Annotated in this window: 7 protein-coding genes; 3 read left to right on the top strand and 4 right to left on the bottom strand. The window is 70.2% G+C overall.

The features are described from left to right. From DSZ44_RS17115 to DSZ44_RS17130, 4 genes are all read right to left on the bottom strand, one after another. A partial coding sequence (locus tag DSZ44_RS17115) for a ThuA domain-containing protein (protein ID WP_220035251.1) occupies positions 1 to 5,093 on the bottom strand: 5,093 nt, incomplete at its 3' end. A 260-nt stretch (positions 5,094 to 5,353) separates the two neighbouring features. After that, positions 5,354 to 11,029, bottom strand: coding sequence for a ThuA domain-containing protein (locus tag DSZ44_RS17120; RefSeq protein WP_220035252.1), 5,676 nt, complete (start codon positions 11,027 to 11,029; stop codon positions 5,354 to 5,356). 343 nt (positions 11,030 to 11,372) lie between these two features. Continuing rightward, a complete protein-coding gene (locus DSZ44_RS17125; protein WP_146237602.1) occupies positions 11,373 to 16,868 on the bottom strand; it encodes a TIM barrel protein in 5,496 nt (1,831 codons plus the stop codon). Between the two features lie 343 nt (positions 16,869 to 17,211). Continuing rightward, a complete protein-coding gene (locus tag DSZ44_RS17130) occupies positions 17,212 to 18,318 on the bottom strand; it encodes a polyprenyl synthetase family protein (RefSeq protein ID WP_181424706.1) in 1,107 nt (368 codons plus the stop codon). Positions 18,319 to 18,520: 202 nt separating this feature from the next. Here DSZ44_RS17130 and DSZ44_RS17135 point away from each other — a divergent pair, with 202 nt between their 5' ends. Genes DSZ44_RS17135 through DSZ44_RS17145 form a run of 3 tightly spaced genes read left to right on the top strand, consistent with a single transcriptional unit; the run spans position 18,521 to position 21,395 of the window. Continuing rightward, positions 18,521 to 19,690 (top strand): inositol-3-phosphate synthase, encoded by a 1,170-nt coding sequence (locus DSZ44_RS17135; protein ID WP_110853849.1) that lies wholly within the window; start codon positions 18,521 to 18,523, stop codon positions 19,688 to 19,690. Beyond that, complete coding sequence (locus DSZ44_RS17140) at positions 19,660 to 20,553, top strand: SCO3242 family prenyltransferase (protein ID WP_258369682.1); 894 nt, start codon at positions 19,660 to 19,662, stop codon at positions 20,551 to 20,553. The genes DSZ44_RS17135 and DSZ44_RS17140 overlap by 31 nt, the downstream gene beginning before the upstream one ends. Beyond that, positions 20,550 to 21,395, top strand: coding sequence for a sugar phosphate isomerase/epimerase family protein (locus DSZ44_RS17145; protein ID WP_110853851.1), 846 nt, complete (start codon positions 20,550 to 20,552; stop codon positions 21,393 to 21,395). The genes DSZ44_RS17140 and DSZ44_RS17145 overlap by 4 nt, the downstream gene beginning before the upstream one ends. Positions 21,396 to 21,410: the final 15 nt, after the last annotated feature.

Genomic DNA, 21,410 nt, shown 5'->3' on the forward strand with positions numbered 1-21,410 from the left:
AAGAGCTTGCCCACGCCCGCCTCGACGGACCGCTGACCGAGCCGGTCCATCGCCTCGGCCGTGGCCAGGGTGTTCTCGTAGCTGCCGATACCGGGAGCCGGGAAGCCACCAGAACCGACGTACTGCTGACCGAGCGTCTCCACGTACTCAAGCGTCTGGTCGAAGTTCGCCTCACCCACGTTGTAGTGCGAGGACAGCACGTTCAGGCCGATGGAGTCGACCATCTCGCGGAACTGCTCGGCCGTGTAGCCATCGAAGTTCGAACCGTAGGGCTCGATGTTCTCCAGCCCGATCTCCGCCAGACGCGCCAGCACCGACGGCAGACCCTCATCGCCCACCCACGGGATGAGCGAGTACAGACCGATCGACACCTTCTCCACCGGGACCAGCACCGGGTCCGGGAGCTCGTCACCGAGCACCCGGAAGTAGTCGAACCGGATGGTGGGTTCGGCCGTCGAGGCCGCACCCACAGCGAACAGGCCGACCCGGCCGTCCGCAGCCACCCCGGCGTTGGTCACGGCCGGCAGCGTGGTCCACGTCTCGCCGTCGACGGAGTAGGAGCCGGTGAAGGTCTCCCCCGCCTTGGCCAGCCGCAGGTGCACCGTCGTCGCGCTGATCCCCGGCGAGTTCGGCTGGGGGTTCTGGATGACCGCGTCGACCTCGCTGCGGAGCTCGACGTTGCGCGTGACGGTGGATCCGGCGGTGTTCGTGGTGAGCATGTCGAGCTTGACGTAGTTGTCGTCGTCGACGTGGACCATGAGGCCGCCCTGCTCGTACTGCTGCGTCGTCTCCGAGACGTCGACGACGGTCTCCACCGTCCAGTCACCCTCGACGTCCTGGAGGACGAAGTTGCTCGGGGTGCCGTTGTCACCGACGTAGATGTCGCCGGTGGTGGCGTCGAGCTCGAGCTGACCGTCCACGACCCGCATGTGGTCGGGGTCCGGCCGGACGATGTCCCAGCGGCAGCCGTCGAGGACGGCACCGTCGAACTCGTCGTCCGGGTCGACCGGCAGGACCGAGTCGTCCGGGGTGATGGTGAAGTTGTCGAACGCGGCGTCGACCGGCGCGAAGCCCCGGTCGGTCCCCTGGACGGCGAACATGCCGACCCGGGGGTTCTCGATGCCGGCGAGCGACTTCGTCTCCGCCATCTCGGTGAAGGCCACGCCGTCGGCGCTGTAGGACGCGCGGAGGTCCTCCCCGTCGCTCGTGAAGCGCACCCAGACGGTGGTCGGGTAGTCCGCCCCCAGGTTCGGGCTGTTGCTGTCCCCGACCTCGTTGGGCACCCCGCCCTCCTCGCGGATGAACTGGAAGATCCGGTCCGCGAGGCTGGCCTGCGTCGTGTTGCGGGCCTGGAGCGCCATCTTGGCGTAGTTGTCGTCGTCGCCGTAGATGATGAGCCCGGCCTGCTGGTAGGCACGGTCGGCCGGCAAGGTGAGCTTCGTCGTCGCAGTGAAGGGCCCGTCGGGCAGGTCCTGCAGGACGATGTTCGGCGTGTCCGAGTTGTTCGTGCCGTAGATGTCGGTCTCCGACGTCGGCATGATCAGGCTGCCGTTGCTCACCCGGAGGTTGTGGTCCGGACGGACCACGCTCCACCGGTCGGTGTCGAGCGAGTCGCCGGTGAAGTCGTCGGAACGGCCGTCGAAGCACTGCATCGCCGGCGCGTTCACGGTGATCTGCACCGTCGCCGTCGCCTCGGCGCCGCCCGGGTCGCTCGCCGTGACGGTGGCCGTGAAGGTCCCCGCCTCGGTGTAGGTGTGGGTCGCCTCGGCGCCCTCACCCGTGCTCCCGTCGCCGAAGTCCCAGGCGTAGGTGACGTCGTCACCGTCGGGGTCCTCGGCGGTGGCCGAGAACGTGACCTCGAGCGGAGCGCTACCGCGGACCGGCGTCGCCTCGACCGAGACGGTCGGCGCCGCGTTGGCCGCGGCACCCCGACCGCTGAATCGGATCTCGTCGACGTCGAAGAGCGCCTCCGTGGTGTCGCCGGTGAACACGAAGTACACCGGTCCCTCCCCGCCCGCGTCGGTGATCGGGACGGTCTCACTGACGTCCCAGGTCTCCCAGCCGCCGGTGGGGTCGAGCTGCAACGTCGCGGCCACCGGGCCGTCGACCGCACCCTGGCGGATCTCGAGGGTGCCGCCGGCACCGTTCGAGGCGTACCGCACGGAGACTCCGTCGATGTTGACGAAGTTCATCGGGTCGAAGGAGATCCAGTCCCCGTCGTGGATGTCACCGACCTGCGCCCCACCGCGGGCGCCGTCCTTGTCGAAGACGTTGACGCCCTCGGAGTCGGTGTAGAACTCCGCCTGCTGGTTGCGCAGCCGGAGCACCGCCTCGTCGTCGTCGCGGAGGGCCGGCAGGTCACCGGCGCCCTGGTCGATGTAGGAGGCGTTGATGACGCCGAAGATGTCGGCGTCCAGGCCGTGCCCGTCGTCCGTCGGCGTGACGATGACGCCCTCACAGCCGGTGGTCGAGGAGAGCGGGTGCCCGTGGGCGTCGTGGCCGAGGATGTACTCGACGCGGACGTCGGAGCAGTCGATCTCGCCGTCCTCGGCGTCGGTGACGGTGACCCGGTAGGGCACCTGGTCGCCGAAGCCGAACATGCTGCCGTCCTCGGGGATCTCCAGGGTGACCTGCGGGGCGCTGTTTCCGACGATGATGTTCACCGTCGTGGTCCCGGTGCGCGCGTCCTCGCCCTCCCCAGCGGTGACGGTGAGCCGGGCGGTGTACTGGCCCTCCTCGGTGTAGGTGTGGCTCGCGGTGGCGCCGGTGTCGTCGACCGTGCCGTCGTTCTCGAAGTCCCACGCGTAGGTGAGGGGCTCACCCTCGGGGTCGCTGGACCCCGAGCCGTCGAACTCGACGGTGAGCGGCGCCTGGCCGTTCGTCGTCGAGGTCGAGATGGTCGCGCTCGGGTTACGGCTCCCGGCGACGTAGTCGATGCGGTAGACCGCGGAGTCGGCGGCCCCCGTGAAGTAGCCGCCGGTGCCGTAGTCGAGCACGTACATCGCACCGTCGGGACCGAACTCGACGGCGATGGGCACCTTGACGTCGAGGTGGTCGAGGGTCGGCAGGATGTCGACGAGGTTGCCCTCGTCGTCCGTGACGAACTCACGGATCCAGCCACGGCCCCAGTCGTAGTTGAAGGTCTTGCCGTCGAAGTACTCGGGCCACTTGGTCTCCGAGTCCAGCTCGGGGTCGTAGCGGTAGGTCGGGCCACCCATGGGTGACTCGCTGCCGCTGCCGAGCTCCGGGACGGAGCCGCCGTCGTAGGGCAGCCACGCCGGCACGACCGGCGGGAGCTCGGTGAGGCCGGTGTTGTTCGGGCTCTCGTTCACCGGGTTCGCGCAGTCGAAGGCCTGCCCGGACTCCCCGGTGCCGAAGTCGTAGTCGATGTACGCGTCGTTGTCACCGTGGCAGTACGGCCAGCCGTAGTTGCCCGGCTCCTTGATGAGGTTGAACTCGACCTGGCCACCGGGGCCACGGTCGGGGTTCGCGCTGCCGGCGTCCGGGCCGTAGTCACCCAGGTGGACCCAGCCGGTCTCCTGGTCGACAGCGAAACGGAACGGGTTGCGGAAGCCCATCGCGTAGATCTCCGGGCGGGTGAGCTCGGTGTCCTCGAAGAGGTTGCCCTCGGGGATGTCGTAGCTGCCGTCCTCGTTGACCGAGATTCGCAGCAGCTTGCCACGCAGGTCGTTGGTGTTGGCCGAGGACCGCTGCGCGTCCCACGCGGGGTTGCGGTCGGCCCGCTCGTCGATCGGCGTGTAGCCGTTGGAGGCGAAGGGGTTGGTGTCGTCACCGGTGGACAGCCAGAGGTTGCCGTCGGCGTCGAAGTCGATCTCACCACCGGCGTGGCAGCACGTCCCACGGTCGGCCTCGACCTCGAGGATCTTCTGCTCCGAGGCAAGGTCGATGGTGTTCTGGTCGGTGAGCGTGAATCGGGAGAGCTGGTTGTAGCCGTCGAAGGCCGCGAACTGCTCGGCCGTCCCGAACTCGGGCGCGTCACCGGCCGGAGTGTCGAGCGGCGGGGCGTAGTAGGCGTACACCCACCGGTTCTCCGCGAAGTTCGCGTCGACCGCGATGCCCTGGAGCCCGTCCTCGTCGTGGCTGTAGACCGGGATGGTGCCGGCCGTGTGGCTCTCGGAGTCCGCGGTCGTGTAGAAGATCCGACCGTCGCGCGCCGAGTGCAGGACGTCACCGTTCGGCAGGACCGCGAGCGCGATCGGCTCACCGACGTTCTGCTCGCCGATGACGAGCGTCGTCTGCTCGAAGGAGCTCTCGACGGTGGCGGCGCAGTCGCCGTCGACAACACCCGCCGCGGTCTGGATGCCGCCGAGGATGTGCTCGACGAACGCCGGCTCCGAGAAGGACTCGTTCGTGTGCCCACCACCCGTGTACCAGGAGCGGCCGCCGTCGTAGTCGTGGCACCAGGCGATGGGATGGTCGTGGCCCATCGCGTTGTTCGCGGGGTCGTACGTGGTCTCGTCCAGCGTCGCGAGGACGTGGACGTCGCCGCGCGGGTTGTCGCGGTAGTTGTACCACTCGTCAGTACGGTTCCACGTCGTCGGCAGGTGGTCCGTGGAGGGGTGCACCTGGTCGACGACGGTGACGTCCGCGTTCGGCGTCCCGGGCGGGTGGCTGGCGAAGTAGGCACCGACGAGCTCGCCGTACCAGGGCCACTCGTACTCGGTGTCGCTCGCGGCGTGGATACCGGCGTAGCCGCCACCGCCCTGGATGTACGCCTCGAAGGCTGCCTGCTGCTCGTCGTTGAGCACGTCGCCCGTGGTGGAGAGCCAGACGACGACGTCGTAGTTGGCGAGGTTCTCCTCGGTGAAGTCCTCGGCGTTCTCGGTGGTGTCCACCGCGAAGTTGTTCTCCTCGCCGAGCTCCTCGATCGCGGCGATCCCGGCGGGGATCGAGCCGTGTCGGAACCCGGCGGTCTTCGAGAAGACGAGAGCGCTGAACTCCTCCCCGTCCTCCGGTGGTGGTTCTACATCGGCGCTGGCGCCGCTCATGGCGAGCGGGAGCACCAGGGCACTGGCGAGCACTGCGCTCGCGCCCCGGGCCCACCACCGCCCAGCTATCGGTCGTCTGGTCACGTTTCCTCCTCGAATCGTGTACGCGTCTCGGCCTCTCGGCCGGTGCCGGCGCGGCGTCCCGCTTCGGTGCGGAGCCGTGCCGAGCCTTGTGCGATAGATCACAGGCGCGCCCAGCCTAGGGCGGGTTTTGCCTATGGTCAACCAAAAGTTGACACCCGAGTACGCACGATCGGTGAGCGCCGCACGTGTTGGCGGAGGCTGGACACGGCACAGGGCCCCGCAGCCGTGCGGCTGCGGGGCCCTGTGGACCAGCGGTCAGGTCATCCGAGCGCCTTGCTCACGGCGCCGAAGCCCTTGTGGGAGCTCATGCCGGCAGCAGCGCCGCCGACCGGACGACGGACACCGAGGGTGTCGGTCCCGTTGCCGTCCCAGTCACCGACGTAGACCTCGTCACCGAGGCGGCCGAAGGTGAGCACCGTGTCCGCGTCCCCACCACTCAGGGAGTTGGACACGTAGTAGGTCCGGCCACGCTGGACGGCGAAGGAGTCCGTACCGTCGCCGTCCCAGTCACCCGCGAGGGTGACGTCCGCGGGCCGCCCGTAGGTGAAGACCACGTCGGCGTCGCCGCCGATGACCGAGTTCTTCACGTGGTAGGTCGCGCCACGGCGGATCGCGAGGCTGTCGCTGCCGTTGCCGTTCCAGTCACCGACGAGCACCTCGTCATCGGCATGGCCGTAGACGAAGGCCACGTCCGCAGGACCACCCCGGAGGCTGTTCTTCACGTGGTACTCCGCACCGCGGCGCACCGCGAAGGTGTCCCGCCCGTCGCCGTCCCAGTCACCGGCGAGGATCACATCACCGGGCCGGCCGTAGGTGAACACCGAGTCGGCGTCACCGCCGCGCTGCGCGTTGGACACGTGGAACACGTTCCCGCGGCGCACCGCGATGGTGTCCTCACCGTCGCCGTCCCAGTCTCCGATGAACACCTCGTCGGCCATCCGGCCGTACATGAAGTACACGTCGGTGGAGCCGCGCCAGGTGTTGGACAGGTGGAACTCCGCCGTCCGGCGGTCGGGAGGCGGCGCCTCCGCCGTCGAGAACGTGTGGGTCCACTCGGCCGCCGAGCCGTCGGCGAGCACGAAGCCCTCCGCAGCCTGCGCCGTGACCGTCACGGTGCCCCCACCCTCGTAGGTACCGGCCTCGACGACCTCGCCGTCGATCAGGTACTCCACGCCGGTGGATCGAGGCACCGTGAAGGTGTCGTCGTCCGTGCCGTACTCGTCGGTGAAGGTCACCGCCGCAGGTGTCACCTCGACCGGGCGCGAGCCCTCCTCCCCGGCCGGCTGGCCGGTGAGGTACTCGAAGCCGGTCTCGACGAAGTCCTCGCCCTCCGGAGCGACGTCGTACTCCATGACGTAGTACGCGATCTCGGCGTGCTCCTCGGCGGCGGCCAGGATGTCCTGGAGCGGGACGTCACCCTCACCGAGGTTGGTGAAGTTCGGCCCGTCCTCCTCACCGAGGCCGGTCGCGTCCTTGATGTGGAGCAGCTCGATGCGGTCGCCGTGCTCCTCGATGAGAGCAGGGACGTCCACACCGGCGTGCGTAGCCCAGGCCACGTCCAGCTGGAAGGTGACGTAACGCGGGTCGGTCTCCTCCACGAGGATCTCCCACGCCGACATCTCCTCACCGCCGTGGTTGTACACGGTGGTGAACTCCGTCGCGTGGTTGTGACCGAAGAACTTGCCGATCCCCGCCTCCACCGAGCGCTGACCCAGGCGGTCCATCGCCTCGGCCGTGCGGAGCGTCCGGTTGTAGGTGCTGATCCCCGGCTGGGCGAAACCGCCCGAGCCGACGTACTCCTGGCCCAGCGTCTCGACATAGTCCAGCGTCGTGTCGAAGGTGGCCTCGTTGGTGCTGTAGTGCGACGAGGGCACGTCCAGCCCGATGAGATCGGTCATCGCGCGGAACTCCTCGGCGGTGTAGCCGTTGAAGTTCCCCCCGTAGGGCTCGATGTTCTCCAGCCCGATCTCCGCCAGCCGCGCGAGCACGGACGGCAGACCCGCCTCGTTCACCCACGGGATGAGGGAGAACATCTGGACCGAGACCCTGTCCACGGGGATGTGGACGGGATCGGTCGGCTCCTCCTCCCCCACCAGCCGGAAGTAGTCGAAGGCCAGTGTCGTCGGAGCCTCCTGCTGGGCGCCGAGTGCGAAGATGCCCGGGCCGGCGTCCCCGATGGCGCCGTTGGTGACGGCGCTGGGCAGGTCGGTCCACGTCTCGCCGTCCGGTGAGTAGGCACCGGTGAAGGTGTCACCGTCCCGGCTCAGCCGCAGGTAGAACGTCTGGTCCTCGGACTGCGTGAGGTCACCGATGTCCTCCTGCGGGTCCTGGATGACACCTCCCACCTCGCTGCGCAGCTCCACGCGGAACCCGTCGCCGCCGGTCGAGACGGCGTCGAGCTTCACGTAGTTGTCGGGGTCGGCGTAGGCGATGAGACCACCCTGCTGGTAGGTGCTCTCCAGCGCCCCGGTCACCTTCGTCTCCACGGTCCACTCCTCGCCCTCCACCTGCGTGTTCCGCAGGATGTTCGGGACGGTGGAGTTGGGGGTCGTGTAGATGTCGTTGTCCGTCGTCGTGAGGCGCACTGCGCCGTCGCTGACCTCGAGCAGGTCGTCGTCACGGTCGATGACCTCCCAGCGGCACGGATCGACGTCCTCACCGTCGAACTGGTCGGTGGCCGGGATCTCGGCTGTCGGGTCCTCGCACACCGGGTCGGGGTCGGGATCCTCCCCGGACATGCCCTGGCCCTCGAAGTGGATCTCGTCGATCTCGACGGTCCCGTCGCCGGTGACGACGAAGTACACCGGGTCCGGTCCCCCCACGGGGGTCACGGCAGCGGTGGCGGAGTCCGTCCAGGCGTCGGTCGCGCCGAGCTCGACGGTCGCGATGACCGTGCCGTCGGCAGACCCCTTGCGCAGCTCCACGGTGCCGTCGCCCGTCGAGGTGTAGCGCAGCGAGACCCCGTCGATGTTCGTGAGGTCCATCGGCGCGAAGGAGATCCACTCGCCCTCGCCGACGTCACCCACCGCGCTGCCGCCGTTGGCGCCGTCGCGGTCGACCACCTCGACGCCCTCGGCCTCGGTGTAGAACTCCGCCTGCTGGTGGCGCAGCCGGAGCACGGCCTCGTCGTCGGCGGAGAGCGCGGGCAGGTCCTCGGCACCGAGGTCGGTGTACGAGGCGTTGATGACGCCGAAGACGTTGGCGTCCAGCCCGTGGCCCTCGTCGGTCGGGGTCGTGATCGTCCCCTCGCAACCGGTCGCCGAGCTCAGCGGGTGGCCGTGCTCGTCGTGGCCGAGGATGTACTCGACCCGGACGCGGGAGCAGTCGATCTCGCCGTCCTCGGCGTCGGTGACGGTCACCCGGAAGGGCACATCGTCCCCGAAGCTGAAGATGCCGCCGTCGGCCGGCAGCTCGAGCGTGACCTCGGGGGCGGTGTTGCCGACGATGACGTTCGTCGTGATCGTCCCCGTCCGCAGCTCCTCCCCCTCGCCGGCGCTCACCGTGAGCCGCGCGGCGTAGACGCCCGCCTCCTCGTAGGTGAAGCTCGCCGTCGGCTCCGTGGAGTCGATGTCGCCGTCGTTGTCGAAGTCCCACGCGTAGGACAGCGGCATGTCCTGCGGGTCGCTGGACTCGGTGCCGTCGAACTCGACGGTCAGCGGGGGCTGGCCGTTGTTCGTCGACGTCGAGATCCGGGCGACCGGGTTCGGGCTGTCGGCCACGTAGTCCACGCGGTACACCGCGGAGTCCCAGGCACCTGAGAAGAAGCCGCCGCTGCCGTAGTCGAGGACGTACAGGGCTCCGTCGGGACCGAACTCGACGGCCATCGGCGTGGACGGCTCGAGCCAGTCGAGCGACGGGACGATGTCGACGAGACCACCCTCGTCGTCGATGACGAACTCGCGGATCCAGTCACGGCCCCACTCGTAGTTGAGCGTCTTGCCGTCCCAGTACTCCGGCCACTTGTTGTCGGAGTCGAGCTCGGGGTCGTAGTGGTAGGTCGGGCCGCCCATGGGTGACTCGCTGCCGTTGCCGAGGTCCGGGACGGAGCCGCCGTCGTACGGCAGCCATGCCGGGATCACCGGCGGGAGCTCGGTGAGCCCCGTGTTGTTCGGGCTCTCGTTGACGGGGTTGTCGCAGTCGAAGGCCTCGCCCGACTCACCGGAGCCGGCGGGCTCACCCTGCGGCGGGAACTCGTAGTCGATGTAGGCGTCGTTGTCGCCGTGGCAGTACGGCCAGCCGTAGTTGCCGGGCTCCTTGATGAGGTTGAACTCGACCTGGCCACCGGGGCCGCGGTCGGGGTCGGCGCTGCCGGCGTCGGGACCGTAGTCACCGAGGTGGACCCAGCCGGTCTCCTTGTCGACGGCGAAGCGGAAGGGGTTGCGGAAGCCCATCCCGTAGATCTCCGGCCGCGTCAGCTCCGTGCCGGGCGCGAAGAGGTTCCCTTCGGGGATCTCGTAGGTGCTGCCCGGACCCGGCTCGGCACCCTCGGGGATCTCCTCGAGGACGTTCACCCGCAGCAGCTTCCCGCGCAGGTCGTTGGTGTTGGCCGAGGACCGCTGGGCGTCCCACGCGGGGTTGCGCCCCTCACGCTCGTCGATCGGCGTGTAGCCCTCCGAGGCGAAGGGGTTGGTGTCGTCACCCGTGGACAGGTAGAGGTTGCCCTCGGCGTCGAAGTCGATCTCGCCGCCCGCGTGGCAGCAGGTGCCGCGGGACGCCTCGACCCGCAGGATCTCCTCCTCGGACTCGAGGTCGAGCATGCCCTCCTCGGTCAGCTCGAAGCGGGAGAGCCGGTTGTATCCGTCAAAGGGCGCGAAGTCCTCGGCCGTCCCCCACTCGGGCGCATCACCCGGTGGCGTGTCGAGCGGCGGTGCGTAGTAGGCGTAGACCCACCGGTTCTCCTCGAAGTTCGGGTCGATCGCGATGCCCTGCATGCCGTCCTCGTCGTGCGTGTACACCGGGACAGTGCCCGCGACGCTCGTGCCGCCGTCGCCCTGGGTGTAGAAGATCCGGCCGTCACGGGCCGTGTGGAGGACGTCCCCGTTCGGCAGGACCGCGAGGGCCATCGGCTCGCCGACGTTCTGCTCGCCCTGGACGAGGGTGACCTTCTGGTAGGAGCTCGCGACGGTAGCGGCGCAGTTCGCGTCCTCGACCCCCGCCGCAGTGCGGAGGCCGCCGAGGATGTGCTCGAGGAAGGCCGGCTCGGCGAAGGAGGCTTCGGTGTGCCCGCCACCGGTGTACCAGGACCGGCCGCCGTCGTAGTCGTGGCACCAGGCGATCGGGTGGTCCGAGCCCATGGCGAGGTCGCCCGGGTCGTAGCTCGTCTCGTCGAGGGTGGCGAGGACGTGGACGTCACCGCGCACGTTGGGCTCGTAGCTGTACCACTCGTCGGTCCGGTCCCACTCGAAGGGCAGGTGGGCCGTGGACGGGTGCACGCGGTCGGCGACGTCGACGGTGCCGTCCGGGGTGCCCGGGGGGTGGCCGGCGAAGTAGGCACCGACGAGCTCGCCGTACCAGGCCCAGTCGTACTCGGTGTCGCTCGCGGCGTGGATGCCGGCGTAGCCGCCGCCGCCCTGGATGTACTGCTCGAAGGCGGCCTGCTGCTCGTCGTCGAGCACGTCGCCCGTGGTGGAGAGCCAGACGACGACGTCGTAGTCGGCGAGGTTCTCCTCGGTGAAGTCGGCGGCGTCCTCGGTGTGCTCCACCGTGAAGCCGTTGTCGGCACCGAGCTGCTGGATGGCGGCGACGCCCTCCTCGATGGACCCGTGCCGGAAGCCGGCGGTCTTGCTGAACACCAGCGCGCTGAACTCGCTGTCGTCCGGTGGTGGTTCGACGTCCGCGCTGGCACCGCTGACGGCGAGCGGGAGGACGAGCGTGCTGGCGAGGACGGCGCCCGCGGCGCGGGCCCACCCTCGGGAGCCTGTGGGTCGACTGACCACGGCAATCTCCTTGGAGTCGCGTTCACGTGCGGGCCGCGCCAGGCGCGACCTTCTGCGGCCGGACGGCGTCCGACTGGGTGTCACCCTCTGCGTCTGCACAGAACTCAGTGACCCCCACCGAGCACACGGTCGATGTGTGCTGCGTCACTCTCCCGCCCGAGGGTATGGCTGGGGCCGTGCCACCGTCAACGACTCCGCCGGGAGGTGACGCACCTGCCGTGACCGGCGCGCGACCGTCCGGGTGGGCGCCGACACGGTCGGCCCATGCGCCGCTCAGGAGGTGGACGCACGCACAGGGCCCCGCAGCCGAACGGCTGCGGGGCCCTGCGGGTCAGCTGTCGGGTCAGCCGATCTTGCTCAGCGTGCCGATCGCCTTGGCGGTGGCAGCGCCACCGACCGGGCGGCGGATGCCGAGGGTGTCGGTCCCGTCGCCGTTCCAGTCACCGACGTAGACCTCGTCACCGAGGCGTCCGAAGGTGAGCACCGTGTCCGCGTCCCCACCGCTGAGGGTGTTGGAGACGTGGTAGGTGCGCCCACGCTGGATGGCGAAGGAGTCCGTACCGTCGCCGTCCCAGTCGCCCGCGAGGGTGACGTCCGCGGCCCGACCGTAGGTGAAGACCACGTCGGCGTCGCCGCCGATGACCGAGTTCTTCACGTGGTAGGTCGCGCCACGGCGGATCGCGAGGGTGTCGACGTCGGAGCCGTTCCAGTCACCGACGAGGACCTGGTCGTCCGCGCGGCCGTAGGTGAAGCTCACGTCCGCGGGACCGCCGCGGAGCGTGTTCTTCACGTGGTACTCCGCACCGCGGCGCACGGCGAAGGTGTCCTTGCCGTCGCCGTCCCAGTCACCGACGAGGATGACGTCACCGGGGCGGCCGTAGGTGAACACCGAGTCCGGGTTCCCGCCACGCTGGCTGTTGGACACGTGGAACTCGTTGCCCTTGCGGACAGCGATCGTGTCCTTGCCGTCGCCGTCCCAGTCACCGATGAGCACCTCGTCGGCCCAGCGGCCGTACATGAAGTGGACGTCGGTGGAGCCGCGCCAGGTGTTGGACAGGTGGAACTCCGCCGTCCGGCGGTCGGGAGCCGGAGCGCCCGCCGTCGAGAAGGTGTGGCTCCACTCGGTGGCCGAGCCGTCAGCGAGCACGAAGCCCTCCGCAGCCTGCGCCGTGACCGTCACGGTGCCGACACCCGGGTGGGTACCCGCCTCGACGATCTCACCGTTGACGACGTACTCGACACCCGTGACACGCGGCACCGTGAAGGTGTCGCCCGCCGTGCCGTACTCGTCGGTGAAGGTCACCGGAGCGGTCGTCGTCTCCACCGGGCGCGAGCCCTCCTCCCCGGCCGGCTGGCCGGTGAGGTACTCGAAACCGGTCTCGGCGAAGTTCTCACCCAGCGGCGCGACGTCGTACTCGAGGACGTAGAGCTCGACGTTCGCGTGGTCACGAGCGGCGCGCAGGATGTCCTGCAGCGGGACGTCGCCCTCACCGAGGTTGGTGAAGGTCGGACGGTCGCCACCGAGGTTCGTCGCGTCCTTGACGTGCAGGAGCTCGATGCGGTCGCCGTGCTCCTCGATGAGAGCCGGCACGTCCACACCAGCGTGCGCGGCCCAGGCCACGTCCAGCTGGAAGGTCACGTACTCGGAATCGGTCTCCTCGACGAGGATCTCCCACACCGGGGTCTGCTCACCGTTGTAGTCGAACGTCCTGGTGAACTCGCCGGCGTGGTTGTGACCGAAGAACTTGCCGACGCCAGCCTCGACCGAGGCCCGACCCAGCGCGTTCATCGTCCGAGCCGTGTCCATGACACGTCCGATGGAGTCGAAGCCCGGCTCTGCAAACCCGCCCGAGCCGACGTACTCCTGGCCCAGCGTCTCGACGTACTCGAGGGTCGCCGGGAAGGTGGCCACGTCGACGTTGTAGTGCGACGAGGGCACGTTGAGGCCGATGAGGTCGGTCATTGCGCGGAACTGCTCGGCGGTGTAGCCGCCCAGGTTCCCGCCGAAGGGCTCGACGTTCTCGAAGCCGATCTCCGCCAGCCGCGCGAGCACGGACGGGAGGCCCGCCTCGTTGACCCACGGGATGAGGGAGAACATGCCGATCGAGACGTCCTCGGTGTCGACCCGGACCGGAACGAGCTCCTCACCGGTGAGGTAGGAGAAGCCGGTCTCGGCGAAGAGCTCACCGAGGGGCGCCTGGTCGTACTCGAGGACGTAGAGCGCGATGTCCGCGTGCTCCTCCGCCGCGCGCAGGATCTCCTGCAGCGGGACCTCGCCCTCGCCGAGGTTGGTGAAGGTCGGACGACCCTCGCCAGCCACGTTGACGGCGTCCTTGACGTGCAGCAGCTCGATGCGGTCGCCGTACTCCTCGATGAGGGCAGGGACGTCCACACCGGCGTGCGCAGCCCAGGCCACGTCCAGCTGGAAGGTCACGAACTCCGGGTTCGTCTCACGAACGAGGATCTCCCACGCGGAGAGCTCCTCGCCCTCGTGCTCGTACACCGTGGTGAACTCGCGGTCGTGGTTGTGGCCGAAGAACTTGCCCAGCCCAGCCTCCACGGACCGCTCACCGAGACGGTTCATGGTGGCCGCCGTCGCCAGCGTGTTCTCGTAGCCGGAGGCCGTCTCCGTCTCGTTGATCCCGGGGGCCGCGAAGCCACCGGAGCCGACGTACTGCTGACCCAGCGTCTCGACGTAGTCGAGCGTCGCGTCGAAGGTGTCCTCCGCGACGTTGTAGTGCGAGGACGGGACCTTCAGACCGATCTCGTCGACCATCGCGCGGAACTCCTCGGCGGTGTAGCCGTTGAAGTTGCTGCCGAAGGGCTCGACGTTCTGGAAGCCGATCTCCGCCAGCCGCTCGAGCACGGTCGGCAGACCTGCCTCACGGACCCACGGGATGAGGGAGAACATGCCGATCGAGACCTTCTCCGCGGGGATGCGGATGTTCTCGACCGGGGGCTCCTCGCCCGAGGCGGTGAAGGCCAGGTAGTCCAGGTCCACACCGGTGCTGGTGACGACGACCTCGCCCGATCCCTCGGGAACGCTGGTGAAGCGCGCCTCGACCTCCTGCCAGCCACCGTCGCCGGGGGCAGCAGGAGCGTTGCGGTAGGCCTCGACGAGCTCAGCGATCGCGTGCGCGGAGATCTGCCCCTCGGAGAGCTCGACGAGCCCCTCCAGCGGAACGTCGCGAACGGCGTCGTGGAACTCCTCCGGGATCAGTCCGCTGACGAACTCGGCGCCGACCGGGTCGGCGAGCCACTGACCGACCGTGGACTGCGCGGTGAGGTTGCGCTCGGACGGCTCGCCGCCCGTGAACTCGACCTCGGCGAAGGGGGTGTCCTCGCCCGCCCAGGTCAGGGAGACGGTGCCCTCGCCCGCGCCGCGGGCGGTGACAGTGTCGATGACGTCACCGGTGGGGGCGTGCGTCATGGCCATCGGGCGGAACGTGATGGAGCCCTCGCCGAGCTCGACGTAGGAGCCGGCGTCGGCCTCGGCGTCGTCGACGACGGTCGCGCCGTCGGCGGCGTCGTACCACTCGGCCTGCTGCACCTCGGGCTTGAGGATGAGCGTGGCCTCGCCGGTGATGGACGGGACGTCCTCCTGCGCCTGGTCGGCGTAGGTGACGACGAGGGTGCCGTAGAGCTTCTCGCCCGCGCCGTGCTCGGTCGCGTCCTCGCTCGTCTCGATGACGAACTCGCAGCCGCGTCCGGAGACCTCCGGGTGGGCGTGCTCGTTGTGGCCCAGACCGAAGGTCCAGCGCACGCCGTTGCAGTTGAACTCCTCGCCGTCCTCCGCGTCGGTGACCGACACGGAGACCGGCACGTCGTCGCCCCAGTTGAAGATGGCGCCGTTGTCCACGCTCAGCGTGATCTCCGGAGCCGTGTTGCCGACGGTGATCTGCCGGATGGCCAGGGCCGCCTTGCCCTCGGGGTCGACGGCGCGGAGGGCGGCGTCGTACACGCCGAGCGCCTCGTAGGTGTACGTCGGGTTCACGCCCGTGGCGTCGTCGTACTCACCGTCGCCGTCGAGGTCCCACTCGTAGGTGAGCTCCTCGCCCTCCGGGTCACGGGAGGCCGAGGCGTCGAAGACGACCTCGAGCGGAGCCCCGCTGCTGGACGCCGGGGTGGCGGTGAAGGACGCCTGCGGGGTCTTGTTGCCCTCCCCGACGTAGTTGACGACGTACAGGCCGGCGTCCGGGTTCTGGCGGAAGAAGCCGTCCCCGTACTCCAGCACGTACATCGCGCCGTCCGGACCGAACTCGAAGTCCATGACGTTGTCCCAGATGGGCTGGTTCACCGTCTCGAGGTGGAGGTTCGGCAGGAAGTCGGTGACCTCGGTGACCTCGCCCTCCGAGGAGAGCTCGTCCATGGTGAAGGCCACGACGTAGTCCTGGGAGAACTCGGCCATGAACGGCTTTCCGTCCCAGTACTCAGGGAACTTGTTCTCGGACTCGAGGCTCTCGTCGTAACGGTAGACGGGGCCACCCATCGGGGCCTGGCCGCCGCCACCGAGCTCGGCGAGCGGGTCGAGCAGCTCGGGCTGGTCGCCGGCGCTGTCGCCGTAGTAGACCTGCGGCTCGGTGACCGGCGGGACCTGCTCCAGGCCGGTGTTGAAGGTGGAGTTGTTCACCGGGCCCGCGTCGCAGTCGAACGTGATGTCGCCGGGCGAGTTGGTCTCGAAGTTCCACTCGTTGTAGGCGCCGCCGTCGTTGGGACCGTGGCAGTAGGGCCAGCCGCTGTTCATCGGCTCGGTGGTCAGCTGCCACTCGACGTAGCCCATGGGGCCGCGGTCGGCCTGGGCCTCGCCGGCGTCGGGGCCGTAGTCGCCCCACACCAGGGCTTCGGACTCGATGTCGTAGTCGATGCGGAACGGGTTCCGCACGCCCATGACATAGATCTCCTCGCGGACCAGGTCGGGGTCGTACTCCTCGGAGTCGAAGAGGTTGCCCTCGGGGATCGTGTACGTGCTGCCCGGGCCGGTCTCCGCGCCCGCGTCGATCTCGTCGAGCGGGTTGATCCGCAGGATGGAGCCGCGCAGGTCGTTGGTGTTGCCGGCGCCGCGACGGTCGTCGAAGCCCGGGTTCATCCCGGGGGCGTTGTTGATCGGCGTGTAACCGTTGGCGCCCGGGGTGCCGGCAGGGGTGTTGTCACCGGTCGAGAGGAAGAGGTTGCCCTCCGCGTCCCAGGCCATGTCGGCCCCGACGTGGCAGCACTGGCCACGCTGGGCGTCGACCTTGATGATCTCCTGCTCGGACTCGAGGTCGAGCGTGCCGGCCTCCGCGTCGAACTGGAAGCGGGAGAGCACGTTGTAGCCGAGCCACTGGTCCCAGTAGGTCTCGGGGTCCGCGCCCTCGGGCAGGCTGTTGGGGGCGTTCCCTGCAGGCGTCGTCTCGGGGTACTCGACACCGGTGGGCGACGTCCCGGACATGACGCGGGGTGCGTAGACGAGGTAGACCCAGCCGTTCTCCTCGAAGTTCGGGTCCAGCGAGACACCCTGGAGACCGTCCTCCGAGTTCGCGTAGACGTCGAGCTGGGCGATCTGCGTCGTCGCGCCCGTGCCGGGGTCCGTCAGGCGGACGACGCCGTTGCGTGCGGTGTGGAGAACCCGCGAGTCCGGCAGCACGGCGAGGTCGATCGGTTCGCCCGTGTTCTTGGTGAGCAGGACCTTCTCGTAGTTGTTCCAGTCCAGTGCCGGGTCCTCGACCGGGGCTGGCTCCGCCTCTGGCGGCTCGGTTTGTGCTTGCGCACCGCTCATCGCGAGCGGCAGCACGAGAGCGCTGGTCAGCAGCGCGCTCGCACCTCGGGTCGCCCAGCGGCGTCCCGTTGATCGTCTGACCACGATTCCTCCTTGAGTCGCGCACGCGGAGGACCCGCCGTCACTCACGGCAGGACCTGACCGGCCCGACGACTGGCGGGGGGTCCGCCAAACTGCCTCTCGGGCCGGTTGGCGGCAGCGGCGACCAGTGCGCACTTCGTGGTGCGCGGGGGCGCCCTCCCCCACCAACGTGCTTCAGATCACGACCCGGCCAACGATAGAGAGAGGTTTAGCAACCGTCAAACCAAAAGTCAGCATCCGGACATACACGTTCGGTCAGTTCTCGCCTCGGCCCACTACCGTACGCCCGGCACCTTCGCACCCTGGGACCTCGGGCGGCCCGACTCGCACGGTGGCCGACAGTGCGTCAGCTGGCGGCGGCGCGGACGTGCGACAGGGCGTCGTCAAGACTCTTGGCGACGACGGCACGGGCGGCGCCCACAACTCCGGTCGCACGAGCGAGGAGGGCCGAGTCCTCCAGCACACGGTCGACGGCGGCGAGCTCCTCACGGGCCTGGGCGGCCACGCGCTCGGGGGCCGCGGAGAGCGCGAGCTCCCGGCGCAGGACGGCGGCCGTCCCCTCGTCCAGGTCCGCGCGGCCGACGTCGGCCCCGATCCGCGACCACACCGGCAGGGTGCGGGCGTGCAGGACGAGGGTCGTCGCCTTGCCCTCGCGCAGGTCCGACAGCGCGCTCTTGCCCGTCACCGACTCGGGCGCGAAGACACCGAGGAGGTCGTCGACGAGCTGGAAGGCCTTGCCGAGGGCGAGCCCGACCGCCTCCACCTCCTCCCGCACGGCCGGCGGCGCCCCCGCGAGGATCGCGCCCGCCCGCAGCGGTGCCTGGAAGGAGTACAGGGCCGTCTTCTCCGCGGCGATGCGCAGCGCGTCCTCCAACGAGACGTCCTGCAGACCCAGGGCAGCGGCGACGTCACCGAGCTCTCCGGCAACACTCACGAAGACGGTGTCCCACAGCAGCTGCTGGAGCCGGGTGTGCACCTCGGGCGGGGCGTCCACCGAGGCGACGAGCCGGTGCGCCAGAGAGATCGCGAGATCACCGGCCAGCACGGCGGCCCCCTCGGCGAGCTGCTGCGCGCCGTGCTCGTCGGCCCCGCTGTCCCGTGCCGCGAAGGCCATCCGCGACGCGAGGTTCGGCTCCCCGCGACGCATCATGTCGTGGTCGATGAGGTCGTCGTGGACGAGGAACCCCACATGGAGGAGCTCGAAGGCGGCCCCCACCTGCGCCGCCGCCGCCCGCCGGGTGCCGCCCAGGGCGTCGTGCAGCTCGACGACCAGCCTGCCCCGGAATCGCTTGCCGCCGGCGGCCGCCCGGCCCAGCTCCTCCCAGAGCCGTCCGTAGAGCCGGCCGTGCCGCTCGGCGACGGGCCGCAGCTCGGCGAGAAGGCCGGTGAGCACCGAGCTGATCTCCGCCTCGGCGGATCGCGCGGCACCCGCGAGCGTGGGCGTGCTGTCCACTCGGTCTCCTCTCACGAGCCCGTGCACGGGCTTGCCAACGCCTCCGCCGAGCCCCGCGACGACGAGTAGGCTAAGGACAAGTCACGATGTGTTAACGTCTTTTGTCAAGCCGTGTTTCGCCACAACGACACTGTCTTACGTAACATTGCGGAGTTCGGGAACCACAGTCGGTTGCCCGAAGCACATACAACGAGGTGATGTGATGACTCAGCCTAATGCCGTTCACGACCAGCGGGTCGGAGTGTGGTTCGTCGGTGCTCGCGGTTCGGTCGCGACCACCGCCACCCTCGGCGCCCTGGCCATGGCGGCGGGGCTGGCCCCGCGCACGGGACTGGTCAGCGAGCTGCCCGAGGTGGCCGTCGCCGGTCTGCCGTCCCTCGAGGGGCTCGTCACCGGTGGCCACGACATCCTCGAGACGCCGCTCGCCCACCGCGCACAGGTGCTCGCGGACTCCGGCGTCTTCCCGCCCTCGCTCGTGACGACCCTGGCCGACGAGCTCGCCGCCGCCGACTCGCGCATCCGCATCGCCCCCCGGCTCGGCACGCAGCGCGAGAACGCGCGGGCCGTCGAGCAGGACATCCGCGACTTCCGCGCCGCCAACGACCTGGACCGCGTCGTCGTCGTCGACGTCTCCAACACCGAGCCACCGGTCACCCCGCGGCCCGAGCTCGACAGCCTCGCCGCACTGGAGGAGGCCCTCGACGCCGGCCACGCCCCGCTGCCCACGAGCTCCCTGTACGCGTACGCGGCGTTCCGCGCCGGGTGCCCGCTCGTCTCCTTCACCCCCAGCCCGGGCGCGACGCTCGGCGCGCTCACCGAGCTCGCCAAGGAGCAGGCGCTGCCCTGGGCCGGGCGCGACGGCAAGACCGGCGAGACGCTCGTGAAGTCGGCCCTCGCCCCGATGTTCGGCACGCGCGCGCTCAAGGTCCGCTCGTGGGCGTCCTACAACATGCTCGGCGGTGGTGACGGCCAGACGCTGTCCGACCCGCGCGCCGCGCTGAGCAAGACGACGACCAAGGGCGCGGGCCTGGACGCCATCCTCGGCTACCACGTCGACGGCCCGATGCACATCGACTACGTCGAGGACCTCGGGGACTGGAAGACCGCCTGGGACAACATCTCCTTCGAGGGCTTCCTCGGCACCCGGATGACGATGCAGTTCACCTGGCAGGGTTGCGACTCGGCGCTGGCCGCCCCGCTCGTCATCGACCTCGTCCGGCTCGCCGCCCGTGCGCACGAGCGCGGGGAGAACGGCGTCGTCGGCGCCCTCGCCTTCTTCTTCAAGGACCCGCTCGGCGGCATCGACCACACCCTCGCCGACCAGTGGCGCACCCTGGCCCAGTGGTGCGAGAACCTGGGCGCGTCGGCGTGACCACGGCCCGCGACATCGCCGAGCTCGTCCGGCTGCCCGCCGCCCTGTCGGTGCCGGGCGACGCCCTTGCCGGCGCCGCCGTCACCGGCACGCTGGGGTGGCGCACGGCCGGTCTTGCCGCGTCCTCCGTGTGTCTGTACTGGGCCGGCATGGCCCTCAACGACTACGCCGACCGGGAGCTCGACGCCGTCGAGCGGCCCGAGCGGCCCATCCCCTCCGGCCGCGTGAGCCCGACGGCGGCGCTGCGGGTCGCCGGTGGCCTCACCGCCGCGGGGATCGGGCTGGCAGCGGTGGGCGGGCGGCGCGCCGTCGCCGTCGCCTTGCCGCTCGCCGCGACCGTGTGGACCTACGACATGCTCGCCAAGCCGACCCCGCTCGGCCCCGTCGTCATGGCCGCCGCCCGCAGCCTCGACGTCCTGCTCGGCGGGTCGGCCGCCCCGCGGCGCGCGGTCCCGGCCGCGCTCGCCCTCGGTGCCCACACCGCCGCCGTCACCGTCCTCAGCCGCGGCGAGGTCCACGGCTCGAGCCCCGCCGTCGCCCGCGCCGCGCTCGCGACCACGACGGCGGTCGCCGCCGCCGTCGCGGGCACCGGCCTGCGCCGGGGCCGGACCGGGGCGCTCGGCCGGCTCGCGTCGGCGACGCTCGCGGGCACCTACGCGCTCACCGTGGGACGGGCCCAGGCTGCCGCCGCCGCCAGCCCGGACGCGGTCACGGTCCGCCGGGCCACCGGCACCGGCATCCGTGGCATGGTGCCCCTCCAGGCGGCCCTCGTCGCCGGCGGTGGCGCCGTCGCGACCGCCGTCGGCCTCATGGCCGCCGGCCCCGCACTCCGCGCCGCAGCGAAGGGAATCTCACCGACATGAGCCTGCGCCTGTCCTACGGGACCAACGGCTTCACCGACCACCGCCTGCCCGAGGCGCTGGCGATCATGGCCGACCTCGGCTACGAGGGGGTCGCGCTCACCCTCGACCACCAGCACCTCGACCCCTTCGCGCCCGACCTCGCCGCCCGGGTGTCCGAGACGGCTGCGCTGCTCGAGCGGTACGGCCTCGCGGTCGCCGTCGAGACCGGCGCCCGCTACGTGCTGGACCCGTGGCGCAAGCACGAGCCCACCTTCGTCTCCGAGGACGGTGCGGAGGAGCGGGCACGGCTCATCCGCACCGCCGTCGACGTCGCCGGCGACCTCGGTGCCGACATCGTCCACCTGTGGTCGGGGACGCTGCCGCCGGGGACGCCCGACGACGTCGCCTGGGAGCGGCTGGTCTCGGGGCTCGCGCCGGTGCTCGAGCACGCCGAGCGCGCCGGGGTGCGCCTCGCCTTCGAGCCCGAGCCCGGGATGTTCGTCAGCCGCCTGGCCGGGGTGCGCGAGCTGCGCTCCCGCCTCGGCGACCCCGCCGCGCTCGTCGCGACCGTCGACGTCGGCCACGCCGTCGTCAACGAGGAGGCCAGCCCGCAGGACTGCATCCGCGAGAACGCGGAGATCGTCGCCCACGTCCAGATCGAGGACATGCGGCGCGGGGTCCACGAGCACCTCGAGTTCGGGGAGGGCGAGGTCGACGTCCCCGCCTCCCTGCGGGCCCTCCTCGACATCGGCTACGACGGACTGGTGTCCGTCGAGCTGACCCGTCACAGCCACGACGCCCCCGCAGTCGCGGCCCGCTCCCTCGCCGTCCTGCGCAGCGCCCTCGACGCCGCCCAGGCCTGACCACCCGCCCGCCCC

It is taken from the genome of Georgenia satyanarayanai, from assembly GCF_900116375.1.
Lineage (GTDB): Bacteria > Actinomycetota > Actinomycetes > Actinomycetales > Actinomycetaceae > Oceanitalea > Oceanitalea nanhaiensis.

Bases quoted from the DNA above. Each gene is read 5' to 3' on its own strand.
- DSZ44_RS17135 (WP_110853849.1), top strand. From the start codon at position 18,521: ATGACTCAGCCTAATGCCGTTCACGACCAGCGGGTCGGAGTGTGGTTC.
- DSZ44_RS17145 (WP_110853851.1), top strand. From the start codon at position 20,550: ATGAGCCTGCGCCTGTCCTACGGGACCAACGGCTTCACCGACCACCGC.